Origin of the sequence: Halorubrum laminariae, from assembly GCF_024494655.1 — an archaeon.
In the GTDB taxonomy this organism is placed as follows: domain Archaea; phylum Halobacteriota; class Halobacteria; order Halobacteriales; family Haloferacaceae; genus Halorubrum; species Halorubrum laminariae.
Genome location: NZ_JANHDL010000013.1, coordinates 44906 through 65117, shown reverse-complemented (window position 1 = coordinate 65117; position 20212 = coordinate 44906). Strand labels below are relative to the sequence as shown.

Below are 20212 nucleotides of genomic sequence, written 5' to 3'. Positions count from 1 at the left end.
TTATAAAACCCTTCGCAAATGGCAAGCCGTCGGCGCACGAACCGAGTCGCATGCGTGTCACTCCCGAGACGGTCCGCGCCGAGCGCGAGTGGGTCCGTGACCGCGCACCGGTCGTCGTCCCGCTCGTCAACGACGCCCGCGATCGATTGGGTCGACTCTTCGAGACGGACGTGGACTCGATCACGGGCGAGACGTACCGCAGGGAGGTCGATGCCGTGTTCGCCGACGGTGAGGCCGCGGTCAACGTCGCTGGCCTCGTGGGACTCCTCCGCGAGCTCGACGTCGACGACGACTATCCCGGGTTCGTCGTCGACGAGGTGCTCGGCCGGGAGCTGGCGGCGACGATCGCCGGCGGGAGACCGCTCTCGCTGCTCGCACAGGCGACGTTTCACTTCGTGGACGTACACGTCGACGGCGACGCGCATGTCGACGGCGACGCCCCGAATCCCGGGGATGACCGTGACGGTGAGCGCGGCGTCGACGCCCGCGATCCGGGCCCCGCCGGCGCAGACGATCTCGACGCCGCGCTCGCGGCCGGCTTCCAGACGCGACTTCCGGGATGGAACTGGCGAGAGGGAGAGAGTCCGTTCGGGGTCGACCCCGACTGATCTGAGCGTCTCGGTCGCCTGCGGCGGTCAGGAGACGAGCTTCCGGACGAAGTCGTATCCGGCGTCGAGAATCGCGTCGGGGAGGAATCGAGCGAGGACGCCGACGCGGGCGGCGGTTCCGGGTTGGACGCGCGCAGGCGGCTGCGTCGCGCTCGCGGCGTTCACGATGGCGTCTGCGACCAGTTCGGGCTCGACCGAACCCGGCCCGTCACCTCCAACGAGCTTCGCGTCCTCGAACAGCGCGTACACGTCCTCGTACGCGCCGGTTCGGTCGTTTTCGGTGTCGTTCGAGCCGCGATCGGTCGTGTCGCTCTCGGCGTCTCCCGCGCTCCGGTCGCCCGCCTCCCGTTCGGCGCGGGCCGCGAAGTTGGTCCGCACCGGCCCGGGCTCGACGACCACCACGTCGATCCCGTGGTCTGCGACCTCGTTCCGGAGGGCGTCGGACATCGCCTCGACCGCGAACTTCGAGCCGCTGTAGACGCCGCCGCCGGGGAACGACACGCGACCGGCGACCGACGAGACGGTGAGTATCGTCCCGTCGCGCTCGCGGCGCATGCTTGGCAACACGGCCCTGATAAGTCGATGCGGACCGTACACGTTCACGTCGAACTGCTCGTGGACCTTCTCGGTCGGCACGTCTTCGATCGGTCCGAACTGCCCGTAGCCGGCGTTGTTGACCAGCGCGTCTATCGCCCCCGCCTCGTCGAGGACGCGGTCGACGACGCGGTCGACATCGGACTGGTCAGTCACGTCGAGGGTCGCGATCTCACAGCCCGCCTCGCCGAGCGTCTGAATGTCCGCCGGGTTCCGCGCGGTCGCGTACACGGTCCACCCCTCGTCGGCGAATGCGTGCGCCGCGGCGCGGCCGATACCCGATGAACAGCCGGTGATGAGTGCCGTCTTCTGCACGCCTCGGTGGTCGGTCTCCGGTGGCATAACTCTCCCGACCGGCGACGATAGAAGAACCAGCAAAAACGGCGGTGACGAGGTGCGGCCGACCGGAGTTACGACTCGTCGTCGGACTCGTCCGTGTCGTCGCCCGCGTCCGCATCCTCACCGGTGTCTGCGTCGTCGCCCTCGTCGCCCTCGGTCGCGAGTAGGTCGTGGTCGTCGAGGATCGATTCAATTTCGTCGTTCGACCGCTCGGTGTACCCCTCCTCGGCCGTGATCGTCGCGACGCCGACACCCTCCGGCGACAGCTCGCCGTCATTCGACTGCGCGAGCGTGTCGAGCGCGAGTCCGAGCGCTTCATCTGTGGAGATACCCTCTTCATACTCCGCTTCGAGGTAGTCGCGGAGGTCGCTGCGGTCGGAGCCGATCGAGAGCGCCTGCCACTCGTAGGGCGTCCCCGAGGGGTCGGTCTCGAACAGGCGCGGCTCGCCGTTCTCGATCCCGCCGACGATCAGCGCGACGCCGAAGGGACGCGCACCGCCGACCTGCGTGTACTGCTGGATGTGGTCGGTGATGTTCTTCGTCAGCGTCTCGATTCCGACGGCCTCGCCATAGCGGAGGCGGTTCACCTGCGCCTGCCGGCGCGCGAAGTCGATGAGTTGGCGGGCGTCGGCGACGTGGCCCGCGCTGGCGACGCCGACGTGGTCATCGGCCTTGTGGAGCTTCTCGATGCTCGCCGGTTCCATCAACCGAGAGCGGGCGCGCTTGTCCGCCGCGAGGACGACGCCGTCCTCAGCGCGGACGCCGACGCTCGCGGTCCCGCGTTTCACCGCCTCCCGGGCGTACTCGACCTGATAGAGTCTGCCGTCGGGAGAGAAGATGGTAATGCCTCGGTCGTACGCCTGCTGTTGGGATTGTCCCTGCATGATATCACTCGGTGTCGAACGTCGTCGCGCCGACGTACCCCGATTCGGTCCGCACGTCGACCGCGTCTCCGCGCACGACGGCGGTTCGCTCGGCGTCCTCGAACGCGACGTCTCGCTGTGTCGAAGGTCCGCCCGCGCGACCCATATATCTTTCCTCACAGGCACGTACCGTCCCCGAGATACCGCGGACGCGAACTCCGACCCGGTCGCCGTCGACCTTGCTCACGCACGCAATCGACGCCCGCGCCTCGTCGACGTGACCGTGTCGGACGCGGACGACCGCCTCGCCGCGACCGTTCGCGTACGCGAACGAGAGCAGCGAGAGGTCAGCGTCGGCGCTGCCGGCGTCGCCGACGAGGTTGCCGGCGGCGTACCACAGCGCGCGCTGGAACGCCCGCCGCTCGATGTCGCCGTCCGGCCACGCCTCGATACCGACGGCGACGTACCGCCACCGCGGCCTGAGGTGTTTCGGGAGGTGTTTCATTCGGGATTCACTCCGTCCTCCTCATACCGTCCACGTTGGACCCCGGGCGCTATGAAGGCCTCGGAGCGACGCTCCCGGGTCCGGGCCGCGATCTCGTCCCACGCGTCGAGCCCGTCACGGACCCACTCGGGGTCGAACCCGACCGCCTCCGCGGCGGCGACGACCTCCCGCGGAGCCCGCAGTTCGAGGTGGGAGGTGGCGTTCGCGCTCACGACGTGTGGGGCGTCGTAGTTGGTCACGATCTCTCGGAGCTTCCGGAGGTCGGCGAGCGCGCGAACGCGCTTGCCACCGGTCTCTCGGAACAGCGGACCGAGGTCGAACTCCACGTGGACTCCGTTGTCGCGGGCGGCCTTCGCAAGCACGTGATTGAACTCTCCCGAGCCCGCCATCGGCCGGACGAGCACGTCGACTCGGGGTTCCTCGACGGCGAACCGATTCAGCGCGTCGTCGCCGCCGACGAGGCAGACGACCGTGCGCTCCGGCCGGTAGTTTCCGACCGACCCGGACGCGCTCGTGGGGTCGTCGGCGTCGATCTCGACCGCGTCGACGACGTCGATCCCGTACTCCTCGCCGAGCGCGACCGGGTCGCTGGCGGGGGCGTCGGCCGAGGCCGACAAGCCGTCAGCCGCGGTCGCCACGTCGAGCGCCTCCCGGGTTCGGACGACGATCCCGTCGTAGCCGTACCGCGCGGCGGTGGCGGCGTGGCGCGCGACGGTCGCGTCGCCGTCGGGGTGGGCGTGGACGGCCTCGTACATGGCCGTCCCTTTCGGCCCCGCCGGTATCGTCGTTGCGCTTTCCGAGCGGTGTTGTCGGTTCGCTTTCCACTGCCATCGAGACGCGTCTCCGGTGGCGATCCGCGGCCTCACCGCGCTGGGTCGCGCTCCCGCTGCCACTCTGGCCGCGGGTCCTCCGGTGCGAACCAGCCGGCGAGCCCGCTCGGGGTGGCCTCGTCGAACGCGATCCGCCGCGATCGGTCGGCCGCGGCCTTCGCGAGCGCGAACGGGACCACGTACGCGAGCGCGAACGGATCGAGCCCCTCGGCCGGCGCGAGCGGCCCGAGCGCGGCGGGGTCGACGGCGAGTGACCGGAAGAGGCCGGCGACGACGACGAGCCCGAGGAACGATATCGGCACCGCCACCATTCCGATACAGAGGTAGAAGACGACGACGCGCTGGGCGGCCTCCAATATCATGTACGCCGACCACTCCTCGTAACGGGGCGTGACGGCGAACTCTCGCCGAATCTCGGCCGCCTGTGAGACGCAGACCGCGAGCGACGCGGCCAGAACCGTCGGCGACGCGGCCGCGGCGACCGGATCGGTGACGACCGTCTCGGCGAGCACCAGCGCGCCGAACGCCAGGAAGCCGGCGACCCCGAGTGACCGAACGACGACTGGGACGTTGCGCCGGTAGATCGGTGGGACGTGGGCCGCGAGCGTCGCCGGGAGGACGCGGGAGACGATCCCGACCGGCTCGGGGTCGTCGCTCCAGCGGTCGGCGTCGAGCTCGGAACTCTCGGAGAAGCCGACGATGTAGAACTCCCGGTCGTCGAGATCGATCGGTCGCTCCGCGAACAGCGCGGCGACGCTGTACGCGGCGACCATCACGACCACTTCGATCCAGTAGACGACGAGGATCTGGGCCGCGCGCCAGCCGAGGAAGACGACCCCGGCCACCGGCAGGAGGTTGGCGGCGAGCACGACCGCGAGCCCTCCGCGGTCGCCCGCGGCGGAATGGAGGGCGGTCATCACCAGACGAGGCGGGCGCGGCGAACATAAATCCCGGAGAGACTACGGCGATTACGGAGCAGTTCCGACGCCCGTCCGGTCGCGTCCTTTTTATTTGACCCCCGTGATTCCGCCGCATGGCCGCCGATCTAGAAGAGAAGACGGACCGCTACGAGCGGATGCTCGCAGACGCGCTCGCGGTCGCGGATCCCCGCCCGCCGGCCGACACGCCGCTCGGTGCGGTCGCGAACGACGTGACCGAGATGGCCGAGTCCTACCTTGAAGACGGTCGCCACTTCCGCGAGGCCGGCGACCCGGTCAACGCACTCGCGTCGTACTCGTACGGCTACGGCTGGCTCGACGCCGGCGTTCGGATGGGCCTGTTCGCGGTTCCGGACGACACCGAGCTGTTCACGACGTAGCTCGCGCGTCGATCCTGCGACGGCTTCGCGACGACTACGCGTCGGTCACCCCCGGTCACGCGTCGGTCACCCCCGGTCACGCGTCGTCGAGCCGCGCCCGAGCCGCGTCCGGCGCGTCTCCTTCGATCGAGATCGACGCCCCCGTCTCGATGGTTCCGTCCGAGACGATCCGCGCGCGCAGTCCGCCACGGTGGACGAGCGCGTCTCGAACTCCCTCGCGTTCGAGGTGACGTTCAAGGTACGAGCATGGCTCACACAGTTCGACGCCCTCACAGACCGCCTCGCCGACGCGAAATCGCACGCCGACGAGACGGTTGAGCCCGATGCCGGCGGTCGTGAGATTCCGCCGGTGTTCGTTCGCGCCGACGGAGATTCCGTAGTCGCGCTCGACGGCCTCCAGCGTCTCTCGTTCGATCAGCGAGAGTTCGCGACTCACGTCGCGGGCCGACTGCGAGTAGGTCCCGCGGTCCAGAAAGTACCGATCACCGCGTACTCCCCTGCCCGAGACCGCTTCGACCCGGTCTCGCGCCTCCATCGGCTCGCCCGAGTCGGGCGCGACGTGGATCGCCTCGATCCGCCCGGTCATAATCCGATCACGAACTGACTCACGATAACGGGAAACAAAGCGGTTACGCCGGAATTCGTCTGCGTCTCCATGTCTACTTGCCCCCCGATAGCGTCTCGTCCGCACGCCTATCGACTAGCCGCCCGGCCGTGGGCCCGTACGCGCCGCGGAGACCGACCGCCCGGCCGTGTCTGTCTCACTCACTCCGCTCACGGAGGGTTTCCAACAGGCCGGCCGTCGCGTCCATGTACGACTCGTCGAGAACGGTGTCTGCGGCGTCGCGGGCGAACGCGTCCGCGTTGGCGACGGCGTACGACTCACCGGCGACGGCGAATGTGGAGGCGTCGTTCTCGCTGTCGCCGACGGCGACGAAGTCGGCTGGGACGAGTCCGAGCGCGCTCGCGACGCGACGGAGCGCCCGGCCCTTGCTCACGTCCGGCGACTTGACGTGGTACGCGTAGCCGGTGTCGACGATTTCGACCTCGCCACCGGCCTCGGCTGTGACCTCTCGTAACAGGGTCTCGTCGGCGTCGAGAGACAGCGCGACCTCTGACTCGCGCCAGCGGTTCACGGTGTCGCCGTCGCCCCAGCCGACCTCGCCGCCGCGCGCCTCGAACGCCTCGACGACGGCGCGGGGCGCGGCCGGATCGCCGAGAACGGAAGTTTTGCCGTCGACGTACGCCACCCCGCCGTTCTCGGCGATCACGGTCTCCGCACGCCCGAGGAAGTGCGCCAGCGCAACCGGGTACGGAAACGCCTTGCCCGTCGCGAACACGACCGGCGCGTCCCAGTCGGGCAGCAGCTCGAAGACGCGCGAGTCGATCCGACCGCTCGCCGTCGTCAACGTCCCGTCGATGTCCAGTGCGAGGGGCGGAACCATACCTCGGATCGGGACGACCGAGGCAACTGTCTTGCGTTCGTCGGCAGCTAGGTGAGTGCCATCGTGGATGGCGGCGAGAACGCCATCGTGGGCGGCCGAGAGCGCTACCGTGGGCGGTCGAACAGTTCGCGGAAGACGAGCGTGGGGAACCGCGGAACGAGCCGACTCGGTGGGCGTCCCTTCCCGTCGCTGTGCGCGACCGTTACCCGATCGAGGAGGCCGGCGTCCGCCAGCTCGTAGAGGACGCGTCGCACCGTCGAGGCCGACAGATCGACCGCCGGCCGCGAGGCGATCGTCTCCGTCGCGGCGCTCACCGACGCCCGGTCCGACTCGGGGAGGCTCACGAGTTCGTAGAGGAGACGCTGTCGGCTCTCCGACAGCGAGAGGACGCGCCCGAGCGCGACACCGGGCTTCGTGATCCCCTCGATGCCCGCGTCGAGGTCGCGCGGTCGCACCGTCGACGCCCCCTCGCGCTCGGCGGTGACTGCCGCCCCCGTGATCGCCGCGAGCGCGTCGTGCGCGTCGCCCTCCGCCCACTCGCTGATCTCTCGGATCTGATCGTGGCTGACCGCGTCGCGGCCGAGCCCGGTCGAACACCGACTGGTCAGCAGTTCGACGAGGACGTGTCGGCGGTACGGCTCGAATCCGACCTCCTCCGCGGGCTCCCACTCAAGCTCGTCGGGCGAGTGTCGACCCAGACACACCGGGATGATGCCGCCGTCGACGTTGTCCAGCCACTCGACGACCGTCGTCGCGGCGGGAGTCTCCGGTTCGTTGACGTGGTCGATCGCGACGACGAGATCCGGTCCGGATCGCATCGCGCTGCTGAGCGTCTCGGCGAGTTCGTCCGTGCTGACTCCGTGTTCCGGGACCGAGTCGTCGCTCACCGCGTCAAGCGCGGCGTGATACAGCCGAAACCGCGTGGTGGCCCGACGCGCGTCCACGTAGACGAACCCGGGGAGCGTCGGCTCGACCGCGCGCGTGGAGGTCTGGATCGCACGCCGCGGACCGCTGTGGGCTGCAAGCCGCGCGAACAGCGCCGAGACGATCGCCGACTTCCCGCTGCCCTTCGGGCCGTGAACGTATGTGCTCGGCGGGAGCCTCCCGGAGAAGGCCGGCTCAAAGACGTCGAGCAGCCGCTCGAAGGCCGGTCCGCGGCCGACCGGTGAGTCAACGTGTGAGACCGGCGAAACGGCGTCGAGGTCGACGAGCACGCCCGCCCCGATGTCATATCCGAGCCGACGCTCGATCCGGTCGTCGATGTTCACGGGTCACCGTCCACCGGCCGAGAATAAAACCGGACCGGAGCGCTGTTGGCGTCTGCCGAGGCGTCACCTGCGACTCTCGCTGCCGTCTCGGCGGGTGATTCTCGCTGTCGGCGTGTCGGTAGATCCTGTGACGTAATCATGTGTGTCTCATTGGATGCGAGCGGTTCGCGGCGTGACACCCGCGAGACGCGACGAACGGTCGCGGTCGCGGGCGCAGGCCCGTGACACTCCTGCGGGCGCAGGCCCGTGACACTCGCCGCGGCGGTCTCGCTTTCGGCCGCGGTACATTCTCTCAATCGTCCTCAGATGTAGCCCGCGTTGGGCAGGATTCCAAGGAGTGAGAGGATCGCCACGGCGACCATCGCGATGGCGATTGCCATCGCGGGCGGGTCGACGTGTGTGCCGGAGTGCGAGTAGAACACCCGTTGGGTGACCTCGCCGAGGAGACCACTCACGGCACCGAACGCGCCGGCCGCGAGCAGCGCGACGACGCTCCCAGCGATGGGATCGACCACGACCGCACCGACGGCCCCGATCAGGGTGATGTGATGGGTCACCGGGAAGTTCTCGACACCGAGCTGCAAGAACAGCAGGCTCATCGCCGAGATGGCGTAACCGAGGAAGATACTTCCCGTCTGAATCCAGATGTAGCCGCCGAGCAGGCCTCCCACGATTCCGATGACGGCGACGTTCAGCCACTTGTACTGCTGGGGAAGCCACGGCTCGGTCGCGAGCCGTCCCGCGTGCTCTTCGGCTCCGCTATCGGCCTGCGGGTGCATCTCCTCGTTCTCGAACGGAGACATGTCAAGGTAGCCGGAGCCGGACGGTTTCCCGACGATCGGGTAGCCGAAGGCAGCCCGAGCGATGAACGCGCTCAACACGACCGTGAGTGCGATGGAGTCCGTGATACCGGTACCGCTCACGACGAGCAGGCTCGCCGAGAGTTGATTGATGACGACGCCGAGCACGCCGAATATCGCGCCGACGGCGAGGATGTCGGGCTTCGTGCCGAACGCGTACAGGATGTTCTTCCCGAAGTGGTAGTCCCAGCCGGCGGGCTCCATTTCGGGGTACTTCTTGCCCGCGTACGCCGACGCTGCCACGCCGCCCGCGAACGCGATATGCGGGCCGGTGATCGCGCCGAATCCGAGGACACCGGTGATCCCGGCCGCGAGCTGTCCCGGTTCGATCGCCGGGACGCCCGTGGCGAGTTCCCGCTGCAGGATGGCGATTCCCTCACCGAGGAACACGACGAATCCCGTGAAGACGAACGCCGGAAGCGCGCCGATCGCGGCCCCGAACGCCCCGCCCGCGAGCGCGGTGATAACGAGCAGCAGGAACTGCTCGACCGGCATTCCGATGACCGGGACCGTCAAGAGGAGTCCGTTCATGAATCACTCCTCCTGTGCCCAGTCGAGCGACTTCTCGACGGCGTCGCCCCAGCGATCGTACAGCGCGTCGACCTCGTCCTGGCTCTTCTCGGGCGTGAACTCCCGGTCGACCTGCCAGTTGTCGCGAAGCTCGTCGACGGTGTCCCAGTAGCCGACGGCGAGTCCGGCCGCGTACGCGGAGCCGAGCGCGGTCGTCTCGTCGACTTCTGGTCGGGCGATGTCCGTCTGGATGATGTCCGACTGGAGCTGACAGAGGAAGTTGTTCTTCACCGCGCCGCCGTCGACGCGGAGGCTCGTCGTCTCCACGCCGGAGTCAGCCTCCATCGCCTCCGCCACGTCGCGCGTCTGGTAGGCGATCGATTCGAGCGTCGCGCGGACGATGTGTTCCTTGCCGGTGCCGCGGGTCATCCCGACGATAGTGCCGCGGGCGCGACCGTCCCAGTGGGGTGCACCGAGGCCCGTGAACGCCGGAACCATATAGACGCCGTCGGTCGAGTCGACCGATCGGGCGAGCTCGGCGGTCTGGGCGGCGTTATTGATCAGGTCGACGTCTTCGAGCCACTCGATGGCGGCACCCGTGATGAAGATGGACCCTTCGAGCGCGTACTGAACCGGCTCGCCGGACATCTGGAACCCGATGGTCGTCAGGAGTCCGTGGTCGGACTCGACTGCCTCGGTGCCCGTATTCATCAGGTAGAAGGAGCCGGTGCCGTACGTGTTCTTCGCGTCGCCCTCGTCGAAGCAGGTCTGGCCGAACAGTGCGGCCTGCTGATCGCCGAGCGCGCCGGCAACGGGAATCTCCTCGTCGAGGAAGCCGTCCGCATCGGTGTGGCCGTAGTACTCCTCGTCGGAGGAGGGCCGCACCTCGGGGACCATCTCTTTCGGCACGTCGAACTCGTCTAAGAGCTCGTCGTCCCACTCAAGATCCCGGATATTGTACAGCATCGTCCGGGACGCGTTCGTCACGTCCGTGATGTGGTTGCCCGTGAGGTTGTAGATGAGCCACGCGTCGATCGTACCCATCACCAGTTCCCCGTCTCGGGCGCGGTCGCGGAGGTCGCCGCCGCGGGAACTCTGCATCTTGAGCGGCTCCGCGTTGTCGAGGATCCACTCCGTCTTGGTCGCAGAGAAGTACGCATCGGCCTCCAGTCCCGTCTTCTCACGGATCTCTTCGACCATGCCGTCCTCCTGAAGCTCTTCGACGCGGTCGGTCGTCCGGCGGTCCTGCCAGACTAAGGCGTTGTGGACCGGCTTGCCGGAGTCTTTGTCCCAGACGATCGTCGTCTCGCGCTGGTTCGTGATCCCGATCGCGTCCAGTTGGTCCGCCTCCAGTCCCGCGTCAGCGAGACCGTCGAGGACGACCTGCTGAGTGTTCTCCCATATCTCGATCGGGTCGTGTTCGACCCAGCCGGGATTGGGATAGATCTGTTCGTGTTGTTCGTAAGCGTTCGCGACGACCTGCCCACCGTGGTCGAACACCATAAAGCGGGTGCCAGTCGTCCCCTGGTCTATCGCACCGACGTACTGTGTCATGTGTTTGATCCCTCCTGTGGCGCTGGTCCGGCCTCGACAACAACGGCGGTTACCACGGAATTGGACGGCGTCGCGGTGGTCGTTTTGATCACCGTCACCGACCGAAATCCGCCGCGGCGTCTCCCCTGCGGCATCACTGTAGACGCCGTGTTCGACCGTTATACCGATTCCACCGGCCGAACGCGAGCATGTCACCGTCGCCGACGCGACATATCTTCACGGAAGCTACCACGCCATACGTGAACATAACGTACTACCATAATAAACTTCCCGTTGAATCCTCTGTAACCGAGGTGTGAAAAAGATAGTATATAAGTAACTCGGCGGGAGTCGGGATTGTAGATTATGAATCTGCCATATTATTACCTGAACTGGTAGATGGGAGGTAAAGTAAAGTAGGCAGGGTCCAAGCGGCACATATGGACAGACAGGTGGACGTCGTCGTCGTCGGTGGGGGATCGACGGGATGCGGCGTCGTCAGGGATCTGGCGCGACGGGGGGTAGAGACGGTCCTCGTCGAAAAGGGGAATCTGACGCACGGGACGACCGGGCGCATGCACGGACTCTTACACAGCGGGGGTCGGTACGCCGTGTCGGACCGGAAGAGCGCGCGCGAGTGTATCGAAGAGAACAGGGTACTCCGCGACATCGCCGCCCATTGCGTCGAAGAGACCGGCGGGCTGTTCGTGAAGCGACCGGAGGACTCGGAGGAGTACTTTCAGGAGAAGTTAGAAGGGTGTCGCACGTGCGACATCTCCGTTGAGGTGATCGACGGCGAGGAGGCGCGCCGCCGTGAACCGTATCTCGCTCGCGACGTAGAGAAGGCGATCGCGCTTCCGGACGGCGCGATCGACCCGTTCCGCCTGTGCGTGTCGAACGCGGCCGACGCCCGCGAGCACGGCGCGCGGATCGAGACCCACGCTCCGGTCACCGACGTGCTCGTCGAGGACGGCGAGGTCGTCGGCGTCGAGATCGAACACGAGACCGGTCCCGGAAAGCGGGTCCACCGCGAGCCCGGCACGACCGAGGAGATACGCGCGCGACACGTCGTCAACGCGACCGGCGCGTGGGCGGGGAACGTCGGCGAGATGGCCGGCGTCGACGTGGAGGTGCGCCCCTCGAAGGGCGTGATGACCGTGATGAACACCCGGCAGGTCGACACCGTGATCAACCGCTGTCGACCGAAGGGCGACGCCGACATCATCGTCCCCCACGAGACCGCCTGCATCCTCGGGACGACGGACGAGGAGGTCGACGACCCCGAGGACTACCCCGAGGAGGAGTGGGAGGTCGACCTGATGATCGAGACGCTCTCGGAGCTCGTGCCCGCCCTGAGGGACGCCCGGACGCTCCGGTCGTTCTGGGGCGTCCGCCCGCTGTACGAGCCGCCGGGAACCGGCACCGAAGATCCGACCGACATCACGCGCGACTACTTCCTGTTGGACCACGGCGACCGGGACGATCTGCCCGGAATGACGACGATCGTCGGCGGAAAGCTCACTACCTACCGGATGATGGCCGAGTCCATCTCCGATCACGTCTGCGACGCGATCGACCACGAGGCGGCCTGCGACACCGCCGACGCCCCGCTTCCGGGCTCCGAGGACCCCGCCCGAATGAACGAGCTGATGGACGAGTTCGGCCTCCGGTCGCCGGTCGCGCGCCGGTCGGGCCAGCGGCTCGGCTCGCGCGCCGACGACGTGTTGGAGGGGATCGACCCGAACCCCGTCGTCTGCGAGTGCGAGGGCGTCACGCGCGCCGAGATCCGAGACGCGATCGACGAGGCCGGCAGCGACCTCAACGCGGTCCGCCTGCGCACGCGCGCCTCGATGGGCAACTGTCAGGGCGGCTTCTGCTCGCATCGGATCGCCGCCGAACTCGCGCAGGAGTACCCAGAACCGGTCGTTCGAGACGCCGAAGACGAACTGTACCAAGAGCGCTGGAAGGGGCAGCGACACGCGCTGTGGGGCAGACAGCTCTCGCAGGCGATGTTGAACCACCTGCTCCACGCGACGACGATGAACCGCGACGGCGACCCGGCGGGCCTCGATAACGAAGTCGACTTCGGCGCGTTCGACTCGGGCACCGAGACGGGACCGGAGGGAACCGGAGACGGGGGCGGCGAGGCCGGAACGGCTGCGACCGATGGCGGTCGCGCAGCGGACGACGCGACCGCAGACGGCGGTCGCGCAGCGGACAACGCGATCGCAGATAGTGGTCGCGCGGACGGAGGGACCGATGGCGATCGATAGCGACGTGCTCGTCGTCGGCGGGGGGCTCGCGGCGGTCACGGCCGCGGTCGCCGCGGCCCGCGAGGACGCGGACGTGCGGCTCGTCTCGCACAAGTCGAGCACGCTCCGGCAGGCGTCCGGACTGATAGACGCGCTCGGGTACGTCCCCGCGACGGAGCCGGCGACGCCGCTGCGCGAGGGGCCGCCGACGGCGGGGCGCGAGCTCGACCGCGACGAGTGGCCCGACCCCGAGGGACCGCTGGCCGATCCCTTCGCGGGGATCGACCGGCTCACCGAGTCACACCCGTACCGGATTCTCGGTGCCGACGCGCTCCGAGAGGGGCTCGACCTGTTCGACGACCTCGCGGGTGACGCCTACCGCGGAGACCACACGGACCGAAACGCCCTCCTCCCGACGTTCGGCGGGAGCGTGAAGCCGACCGCACGATACCCCGCGGCTGCGGAGGCGGGGATCGCGAGCGACGATCGACCGATGCTCGTCGTCGGGTTCCGGTCGCTCACGGAGTACGACGCGCGCGCCTTCGCCGGGCGGCTGGAGGCGGCCGGCGTCCCGTTCGACGTTGCCGGCGCGGAAGTCGCGTTCGCCGAGGCGTTCCGCGCCGACACGAAGATCACCCGGGTCGCGAAGGCGCTCGACCGCGACGAGCCGATCGAGGGGACGCCCGCCCGAGAAGCGCTCGCGAAGGCCGTCGCGCCGCACCTCCACGACGCCGTCGACGAATCCGGCGGCGTCGACCGGGTCGAGCGGGTGGGATTCCCGGCGTTCCTCGGCGACGAGGAGGGAACCGAGGTCCGCGCGGAGCTCGCCGACCGGCTCGGGGCCGACGTCTTCGAGATTCCGATGGGACCACCGAGCCTCCCCGGACTCCGGCTTGAGGACCGACTGTACGACGCGCTCGACGCCGAGGGCGTCCGGTTCGAGACCGGCAACCCGGTCGTGGGGATCGACGCGGCCGCGGACGGTCAGATCGAGACCGTCTCGGTCGACCGGAAGGGCCGCGAGACGCCGTACGGCGCGGATGCGTTCGTGCTGGCGACGGGCGGGCTCGTCGGCAAGGGTCTCGACTCCGATCGAGAGGGCGTCCGCGAGCCGGTGTTCGGTCTGCACGTCGATCAGCCCGACGACCGCTACGAGTGGTTCGTCGACGACGCGTTCGGCGACCAGCCGTACGCCCGGTTCGGCGTGGGGATCGACGCGGACGGACACCCGCTCGACGCGGACGGGGAAGCGGCCTACGACAACGTCTTCGCGGCCGGCGGCGTCGTCAGCGGCGCGGACGTGGCGAGAGAGAAATCCGCGAGCGGGGTGTCGCTCGCGACCGGAATCGTGGCGGGACGACAGGCGGCGACGGAGGCAACCCAATGACACGACACACGGACGACGGAGAGACGGACGAGGCGACCGAAACCGACACCGAGGATGTCGACGGCAGCAAATCGAAGACGCCCGTCCCCGGCGTCCCGGAGGCGGGACGCGACGAGCAGCCGTCGATATTCGTTCCCGACGACGGGGAGGTGTCGGACGAGACCACGTCCCCCGAACGCCCGGCCACCGACGGCGGGGTCGAGAGCGCGACGGGCGGGAGCGACTCCGCAGAACTCGATCCGGACGCCTACGACCCGGTCGACGTGTTCCCCGGCGGCGACCTCGACCTCCGCGAGGGCGCGGACTCCTGTTACAAGTGCACGAGCTGTGACACCTCCTGTCCGGTCGCCGAGGTCGACGAGGAGTTCCCCGGGCCGAAGTTCCAGGGCCCCGAGCAGTGGCGGCTCAAGCGGAAAGAAGACCACGACATCGACGAGTCGATCACGTCGTGTTCGAACTGCATGCGCTGTGACGACGCCTGTCCCTCCTCGGTGCCGCTCTCGCAAATGCACAACGAGGCCCGCGGGCAGTTCGTCGAAGAGCAGATGGAGAAGCTCTCGCGGGAGTATATCCGCAACCGAATTCTCTCGAACTACCGCTTTTTCGCCTCCATCGCGAGCAGGGTCCCGCGGCTGGCGAACGCGGTGGCGAAGATTCCGGGAGCGATGACGCTCGGCGAGAAGGTGCTCGGTATCGCGGGCGAGCGCGAGTTCCCCGAGTTCGCGACCCAGACGTTCCGTGAGTGGTGGCGCGAGCGCGGCGGGGCACAGGTTGATAACCCCGACAAACGCGTGGCGTACTTCCACGGCTGTTACTCGAACTACAACACTCCCGAGGTCGGCAAGGCCATGGTTCGGGTGTACGAGCACTTCGGCTACGAGGTCATGGTGCCGCCCCAGAAGTGCTCGGGGACGCCGATGTTCGCCAACGGCATGTTGAAAGACGCCCGACGCCACGCCGAGACGAACGTCGAGAACCTCGTCGCGGCGATCGGCGAAGGCGCGGACGTGATCGCCTCCTGTACCTCCTGTTCGCTCTCGCTGCGGCAGGAGTACCCCGAGCTGTTCGACATCCACGGGATCGAGGACGTGTCCGAGCACACCTTCGAGGCGCTGGAGTACCTCCGGATCCACGAGGACTTGGAGACCGAACTGGCGGGAACCGAACTCGCGGACGAACAGTCGTTCGCGTACCACGCGCCGTGTCACGCTCGCAATCAAGGACTCTCTCGGCAGGCCGTCGAGACGTTCCGAGACGTGGAGGGCGTCGAGATGGAAGACGTCGGCGACTCCTGTTCTGGCATCTCGGGGACCTACGGCTGGAAGGAAGAGAAGTACGAGAAGTCGATGGAGATCGGCGCGGAGATGTTCGAGCACATGGAAGACGCCGAGGGCGACGTGGGGATGACCGAATGTCCGACCTGCGCCATGCAGATGGAACACGGCACGGGCTACGAGATCAAACACCCGCTTCAACTGCTCGAAGACACCGTCGCCTGAACGAGCGACGATCGGCTGAGACGGCGATGGCCGCCTGAACCGCCGGTGGCCGTCTGAGTCAGATCGCGGTGCGGTGTCCCCGCTGGAACGCGACGAATCCGAGCGAATTGACGGGTGGCACGCTCCGTTTTTCAACCCGGATAACCGCGAGCCAATACTTATACGGGACTCAGTCGGACCGTTTGTCATGACGCTTGAGCAGATCCTCGACCGCTTCGACGGCGTCGAGCGATCTCTCGTCGTGGTCAACCGGACCGCGCCGGACCCCGTGTTAAACATGCTCGTCGACACGTTCGGGGACGACGCGGTGACCGTGATCGACGGACGAGCGGTGGGAGAGACAGCGGATTCCGCGTCCACAGAGAGAGGTTCGTTGCGGCAGGCAGACGGGGGAGAGACGGGGACCAGAGAGGGTACCATCCCTTCGGAGGCGGCTCGCAGTCGAGGGGTCACGGCGGGTGAGTTTACCGCAGAACAGTCCACCGGAAGCGACCCGGACGCCACACGCGAGCTCGTGATTGACGCGGAGGCGCTACGTCAAAATGACGCGGTCTCGTTCGACGGCGACAGCCTATCCGATGTCGAAAATCTCGCGCTCCTCATCGAGGGCGGCGCGGTGGTCGCCGGCTCGACACTCGATGAACTCGGGGAAGCCGTGCTCTTCGTAAACTCTGATTTATATATCACGGGCAGTCGATCGGTCGACGAACTTGACCTTCCGTCCGTCATCTCCGGGCTCGACGACGCGATGTTCACATTGCGAGGGTATCCCGAGTCGAACAGACAGAAGCTGCTTCTCATCACCATCTCTCGGTTCATCGAACGCATCGCGTGGATCGCCGGCGACGGGATGCTCCGCTCGTCGTTCCAGCGGCTCTCTCGGCTCGACGACGAGGTCGGAACGCGGGAGGTGTACGAACGCGTGTCCGCCGCCGGAGTCGACACGCACCTCTACGGCGTTCCGGACGATGTGCCGAACGACCTCGACGCGACCATCCACAGCGGCTACACGTCGGATTTTACCGATAGCTGGTTCGTCGTGTATCGTCCTTCAGACGGGACGCAGCCGGTCGGTCCGGATGTGAGTACCGATATCGAACGCGGTCTCGAAGGCGGAGTCGCCCTCCTCGCGGTCGAGTCGGAACCCCGCGTCTGGAGCGGGATCTGGACGTTCGAACCGGACCGCATCGCCGCGATTCACCAGTACATCAAGCGGACCCTGTAGGGCGGTCGATATCGCTCGATCGAGAAGGGCCTCCCTCTCGACTTGTCTTAATCCCATGCTGCTCGCACGTCGAATCCAACCCGTGAGTTCATATTCCCCGAGCGGTGACGGACGGCCATGTTCACGGAGCGGTCGGACCTCCTCTTGGACGACGACCCCATACGCGGCTACGGTATCGCGGTGACGCCGGGCCGGGAGGGACCGCTCCTGTTCGTCGCCGGCTACGGCGAGCCGAACCGCCTGTACGCCCGCGACGGCGATCGGTTCGCCGACACGGCCTGTGGCATCGTCGCTGACGGAACCCGCCACGGAATGGGCGTCTGCGCCGCCGACCTCGACGCCGACGGCTGCGAGGAGGTGTACGTCCACAACTGCGCGAAGGGCGTCGACGGCGGTGACCCCGACCTTCTCTTGAGCCGACTCGAATCGGACCGATTCCGCTGGACGGACGTGTTCGCGCTCGACGTGAACGCGGACCGACTCGACGTTCGGGCGGGCCGGTCGGTGGCCGCGCTCGACCGGCTTGGCACGGGACGGTACGGTGTGGCCGTCTCCGGGTACGCCGCGCCGCTCGCGTTCTACGAACTCGGCGACGACGGCGAGATAACGGACATGGCCGAGGCCGTCGGGCTCACCGTCGACGGCGGCTGTCGCTCGCTGCTCGCGGTCCCCGACTGCTCCGGCGAGGGCGACCTGTTCGCCGGCGTCGAACGCGGCCCGAACCGACTGTTCCAAAACGAGGACGGCCACTACGACGGCTCCGGAGACGTCCCAGCGCTCGCGGATCCCGCGGGCGATACCCGCGGTGCCGCGCTCGTCGACGAGGGCGGCGCGTTCGCGTTCGCGATCGGAAACGAAGGCGGGCCGAACCGGCTCCTCCGACGGACGGCGTCCGGATCGTTTGCCGACGTGGCGTCGGCCTCGCTTCGGGGCCCTCGACGCGTCCGAACGGTCGTCGCCGCAGACTTCGACAACGACGGCCGCGAAGAGCTGTTTTACAACGCCGCCGGCGAGCCGAACCGGCTCTACGAACGGGTCGGCGAGGGGATTGCTGTGGGAGATGTCGAGACGCCCGACACCGCGGGCGACGCCTGCTGGCGGCGCGTCGACCCAGGACCCGCCGCCGAGCCGGACGGATTCGGGACGGGCGCGGTCGCCGCGGACATCGACGGCGACGGCGTCCTCGAACTCGTCGTCATACACGGCGAGGTCGCCGCACAGCCGATCACCGTGTATCAACACCCGAACGCGGCCGACGCCGGCTGGCTTCGGATCCGGCCGTCGACCCGGTACGGGGCCCCCGCCCGCGGCGCGGTCGTCACCCTCGACACGACGGACGGGACCCAGCGCCGCGCCGTCGACGCCGGCGGGGGGTGTCTCTGTCAGACCGAACCGGTGGCGCACTTCGGCCTCGGCGACGCGACGCCGGTCAGCGCCGCCATCCGCTGGCCCGACGGCCGCGAACTGACACTGACAGATCTCCCGTCGAATGCGTCGGTCACGGTCGAACACCCCTCGAACCGGGGCGTGACGCGACGGCGCGGCGGGTGGGTCGGCGGGACGTCGACCGGCCGGTGACTCGCGAGCGGCGGCCGCACCATTCGCATGCGATCGGCTGTCGCTTATACGCTCGCGTCCCGATGAACTCGTATGGACGGAGACGCCACCGTCGTCGGCGGCGGGCTGAGCGGGCTCGTCGCGGCGGTCCGACTCGCGGACGCTGGCGCGGACGTGACGCTTCTCGAACGCCACTCGGCCGTCGGGGGACGCGTGCGCACCGAGACGGTCGACGGCTTCACTCTCGACCGGGGGTTTCAGGTCCTGTTCACCGGCTACCCGGCCGTCGAGCGCGAACTCGGCTCCGACGCGCTCGACGATCTCGACATCCAGCGGTTCGATCCGGGCGCAACGATCTGTCGACCGGGGTCGCGGTCGGTGCTCTCGGATCCGATGCGCGACCCGCGGCATGCGCTCGCCTCGCTGCGAAACGACGAAATATCGTTCTCTGACAAGCTCCGGACGCTTGCGCTTCGATACGACCTCGACCGGCGAGACGAGGCCGACTTCTTTTCGGGGCCCGACGCTTCCATCCGCGAGTATCTCCGGAGTTGGGGGTTCACCGACGAGTACCTCGCGAATTTCGTCGAGCCCTTCTACGGCGGGATCACCCTCGATCGGACGCTGTCGACCTCGAAGCACGTCTTCGAGTACACGTTCCGCGCGATGAGCCGCGGCGCGATCGGCGTGCCGGCCGCGGGGATGGCCGCGCTCCCGGACGCGCTCGCCGACCGCGCCCGCGCCGCCGGCGTCGACATACGGACCGGCACGGCCGTCGAATCGGTGCGGCCCGCCAGCGGCGGGCGGCTCTCCTTCGGAGGGTCGTCGGACGCCGACCGTGCGGTCGTCGAACTCGCCGACGGCTCGACGCGCGAGACGGATGTCGTCGTGGTGGCCGCGTCGCCGCCGGAGTCCCGCAGGCTCACGGGCATCGACGCGATCCCCACAGAGGGTGTCCCGAACGTCACCGGTTGGTACGCGCTGCCCGCCGACGCGGCTCCCGATTCCGGACGACGAATCCTGCTCAACGCCGCCGGCGAGTCGCCGAACGCGGTCGTGCCGATGTCGACAATCGCGCCGGAGTACGCGCCCGACGACCGGGCGCTGTTCGCGGCGACGTTCCTCGGCGACGAACCGTTACACCGTCCGGCGGACGCGCTCCGCGACGACGTTCGCGACGCGCTGCGCGCGTGGTTCCCCGACGGCGACTTCGCCGACTTGGAGACCGTCGACGTCCACCGTATTCGGTTCGCGCAGTTCGCGCAGCCGCCGGGCGTGCATGCGACGCTCCCGGACGTGGATGACCCTGAGGGTCCGGTCGTGCTCGCCGGCGACTACACCGAGTGGTCGTCGATCCAAGGAGCGTTGGAGAGCGGGAAGACGGCGTCTGCGGCGGCCCGAGCGTATCTCTAATCGTGCGGTGGCGCGCCTCCGAGCGGCCGACAGGCCGCAAGGAGCCCGCGAGGGATGCCGCGAGCGAAACGAGGTGTGAGCGAAGCGAACACCTCGATTGCGAGCGGTGAAACCGCGAGCAGCGAGCGGCGAGGCTGGGGAGGTGTGAGGTGCGGTTGCGGTCACCGCACCGGTAACGCCCTACTCTCAAGATGTCTGATAAATAG

18 protein-coding genes are annotated in these 20212 nt (G+C 68.1%); 8 read left to right on the top strand and 10 right to left on the bottom strand.

The genetic code is table 11. The features are described 5' to 3' along the window. Positions 1-50: 50 nt before the first annotated feature. Positions 51-608, top strand: a complete 558-nt coding sequence (locus NO887_RS15995) for a DUF7984 family protein (protein WP_256419209.1) — start codon at positions 51-53, stop codon at positions 606-608. A 27-nt stretch (positions 609-635) separates the two neighbouring features. On the opposite strand, the gene NO887_RS15990 is transcribed toward NO887_RS15995, so the two are convergent. The 5 genes from NO887_RS15990 to NO887_RS15970 all read right to left on the bottom strand — a co-directional run bounded on the left by NO887_RS15990 (position 636) and on the right by NO887_RS15970 (position 4656). After that, complete coding sequence (locus NO887_RS15990; RefSeq protein WP_256419208.1) at positions 636-1544, bottom strand: SDR family oxidoreductase; 909 nt, start codon at positions 1542-1544, stop codon at positions 636-638. Positions 1545-1612: 68 nt separating this feature from the next. Beyond that, positions 1613-2425: an archaeal proteasome endopeptidase complex subunit alpha gene (gene psmA, locus NO887_RS15985; RefSeq protein ID WP_256419207.1), complete on the bottom strand. Its 813-nt coding sequence runs from the start codon at positions 2423-2425 to the stop codon at positions 1613-1615. A 4-nt stretch (positions 2426-2429) separates the two neighbouring features. Continuing rightward, positions 2430-2909 carry an Rpp14/Pop5 family protein gene (locus tag NO887_RS15980; protein WP_256419206.1) on the bottom strand — a complete coding sequence of 160 codons (480 nt, stop codon included), beginning with the start codon at positions 2907-2909 and terminating at the stop codon, positions 2430-2432. Continuing rightward, the gene (locus NO887_RS15975; protein WP_256419205.1) at positions 2906-3664 is read right to left on the bottom strand and encodes an RNase P subunit p30 family protein; all 759 of its coding nucleotides are present in this window, start codon (positions 3662-3664) and stop codon (positions 2906-2908) included. The genes NO887_RS15980 and NO887_RS15975 overlap by 4 nt, the downstream gene beginning before the upstream one ends. A gap of 107 nt (positions 3665-3771) precedes the next feature. Continuing rightward, positions 3772-4656: a DUF6498-containing protein gene (locus tag NO887_RS15970; protein WP_256419204.1), complete on the bottom strand. Its 885-nt coding sequence runs from the start codon at positions 4654-4656 to the stop codon at positions 3772-3774. 116 nt (positions 4657-4772) lie between these two features. On the opposite strand from NO887_RS15970, the gene NO887_RS15965 reads away from it, so the two are divergent. Then, entirely contained in the window at positions 4773-5057 is a 285-nt protein-coding gene (locus NO887_RS15965) for a DUF357 domain-containing protein (RefSeq protein WP_256419203.1), read from the top strand. Positions 5058-5133: 76 nt separating this feature from the next. Here NO887_RS15965 and NO887_RS15960 read toward each other — a convergent pair whose 3' ends face one another. The 5 genes from NO887_RS15960 to glpK form a co-directional block, all read right to left on the bottom strand. Further along, positions 5134-5643, bottom strand: coding sequence for an MOSC domain-containing protein (locus NO887_RS15960; RefSeq protein ID WP_256419202.1), 510 nt, complete (start codon positions 5641-5643; stop codon positions 5134-5136). Between the two features lie 175 nt (positions 5644-5818). Next, positions 5819-6502 carry an HAD hydrolase family protein gene (locus tag NO887_RS15955; protein WP_256419201.1) on the bottom strand — a complete coding sequence of 228 codons (684 nt, stop codon included), beginning with the start codon at positions 6500-6502 and terminating at the stop codon, positions 5819-5821. 104 nt (positions 6503-6606) lie between these two features. Beyond that, positions 6607-7770 carry a Cdc6/Cdc18 family protein gene (locus NO887_RS15950; RefSeq protein WP_256419200.1) on the bottom strand — a complete coding sequence of 388 codons (1164 nt, stop codon included), beginning with the start codon at positions 7768-7770 and terminating at the stop codon, positions 6607-6609. Between the two features lie 302 nt (positions 7771-8072). Beyond that, on the bottom strand, positions 8073-9161 hold the full coding sequence (locus NO887_RS15945) for a DUF7973 family transport facilitator (RefSeq protein WP_256419199.1): 1089 nt from the start codon (positions 9159-9161) through the stop codon (positions 8073-8075). Between the two features lie 3 nt (positions 9162-9164). Then, positions 9165-10694 carry a glycerol kinase GlpK gene (glpK, locus tag NO887_RS15940; RefSeq protein ID WP_256419198.1) on the bottom strand — a complete coding sequence of 510 codons (1530 nt, stop codon included), beginning with the start codon at positions 10692-10694 and terminating at the stop codon, positions 9165-9167. 419 nt (positions 10695-11113) lie between these two features. On the opposite strand from glpK, the gene glpA reads away from it, so the two are divergent. The 6 genes from glpA to NO887_RS15910 all read left to right on the top strand — a co-directional run bounded on the left by glpA (position 11114) and on the right by NO887_RS15910 (position 20006). Beyond that, on the top strand, positions 11114-12946 hold the full coding sequence (gene glpA / locus NO887_RS15935; protein ID WP_256419197.1) for an anaerobic glycerol-3-phosphate dehydrogenase subunit GlpA: 1833 nt from the start codon (positions 11114-11116) through the stop codon (positions 12944-12946). Then, positions 12933-14312, top strand: coding sequence for a glycerol-3-phosphate dehydrogenase subunit GlpB (gene glpB, locus NO887_RS15930; protein ID WP_256419196.1), 1380 nt, complete (start codon positions 12933-12935; stop codon positions 14310-14312). The genes glpA and glpB overlap by 14 nt, the downstream gene beginning before the upstream one ends. Beyond that, the gene (locus NO887_RS15925; RefSeq protein WP_256419195.1) at positions 14309-15811 is read left to right on the top strand and encodes an anaerobic glycerol-3-phosphate dehydrogenase subunit C; all 1503 of its coding nucleotides are present in this window, start codon (positions 14309-14311) and stop codon (positions 15809-15811) included. Before glpB ends, NO887_RS15925 begins: the two co-directional genes overlap by 4 nt. 187 nt (positions 15812-15998) lie before the next feature. Next, positions 15999-17036: a hypothetical protein gene (locus NO887_RS15920; RefSeq protein WP_256419194.1), complete on the top strand. Its 1038-nt coding sequence runs from the start codon at positions 15999-16001 to the stop codon at positions 17034-17036. A gap of 117 nt (positions 17037-17153) precedes the next feature. Next, a complete protein-coding gene (locus NO887_RS15915; protein WP_256419193.1) occupies positions 17154-18614 on the top strand; it encodes a CRTAC1 family protein in 1461 nt (486 codons plus the stop codon). A 72-nt stretch (positions 18615-18686) separates the two neighbouring features. Beyond that, positions 18687-20006 carry an NAD(P)/FAD-dependent oxidoreductase gene (locus NO887_RS15910; protein WP_256419192.1) on the top strand — a complete coding sequence of 440 codons (1320 nt, stop codon included), beginning with the start codon at positions 18687-18689 and terminating at the stop codon, positions 20004-20006. Positions 20007-20212 lie beyond the last annotated feature (206 nt).